Annotated in this window: 1 pseudogene; it reads right to left on the bottom strand. The window is 70.2% G+C overall.

The annotated features are described in order from the left end of the window. Positions 1 to 974 (bottom strand): annotated as a pseudogene (locus CEK68_RS20820) (hypothetical protein); the annotation flags it as partial.

Genomic DNA, 974 nt, shown 5'->3' with positions numbered 1-974 from the left:
CGCGTTCGCCGCCGCTGGCCGTGGCCGCCTTGCCCAGCGCCACGGCGTTGGCCACGGCCGAATCGTTCGCATCGCCCGCCACCGCCCTATTGCCCAGTGCCACCGCGCTGTCGCCGTACGCGTTCGCCGCCGCTCCCACCGCGGTGCTTTGGGCGCCAATAGCATTAGCGAAGGCCCCTATCGCCATACCATCCTTGCCGCTGGCAAGGGCAGAGACACCCATAGCCATGGCATCTTTGGCGATAGCCTGGGCGCTGGTGCCGAAAGCGCTGCTGTAGACGCCGCTGGCGTTGGCGCCGGTGCCGAAAGCGCTGCTGCCGCTGCTGGTGGCCTTGGCCAGGTAGCCAGCGGCGCTGCTGTAGCCGCCGCTGGCCTCGGCCAAGGTGCCGATGGCGCTGCTGGCGGCGCCGGTGGCCTTGGCCTGGTAGCCGATGGCGCTGCTGTAGTCGCCGGTGGCCTCGGACGCGTTGCCGACGCTGATGCTGTTGAGAGCTTGGGCCTTGCTGTTGTTGCCGACGGCGATGGCAGCGCCGCCGCTGGCCGTGGCCGCCTTGCCCAGTGCCACGGCGTTGGCCACGGCCGAATCGTTCGCATCGCCCGCCACCGCGCCATTGCCCAGTGCCACCGCGCTGTCGCCGTACGCACTCGCCGCCGGCCCCATCGCGGTGCTGTCGGTACCGCTGGCAGTGCTGTCGGCCTTGGTCGAGTTGGTGTGGGCGTATTTCACGCCCGCGCCTTGCTGAATGCTATTGACGGTGGTGCCGACCTTGCCCAGTTCGGTATTGGTGGCATACAGCTGCGAGCCGTTGACCGCATCGGTGCTGGTCCCGGACACGCGGCCGGCGGCCACGTTGGTCACCGTCCGCTCATGGCCGGCGCTGCCCACGCTCACCGTGCTGCCCGGGTTGGTGCCGGCGTAGGTGTAGGCGCTGCCGTTGAGGGTCCCGCCGGTGGTCGCCACCGCCGCCGCTTGT

The organism is Xanthomonas sp. LMG 12461 (assembly GCF_009192935.1).
In the GTDB taxonomy this organism is placed as follows: Bacteria; Pseudomonadota; Gammaproteobacteria; order Xanthomonadales; family Xanthomonadaceae; genus Xanthomonas_A; species Xanthomonas_A sontii.
This window is presented reverse-complemented; position numbering and strand designations above follow the sequence as displayed.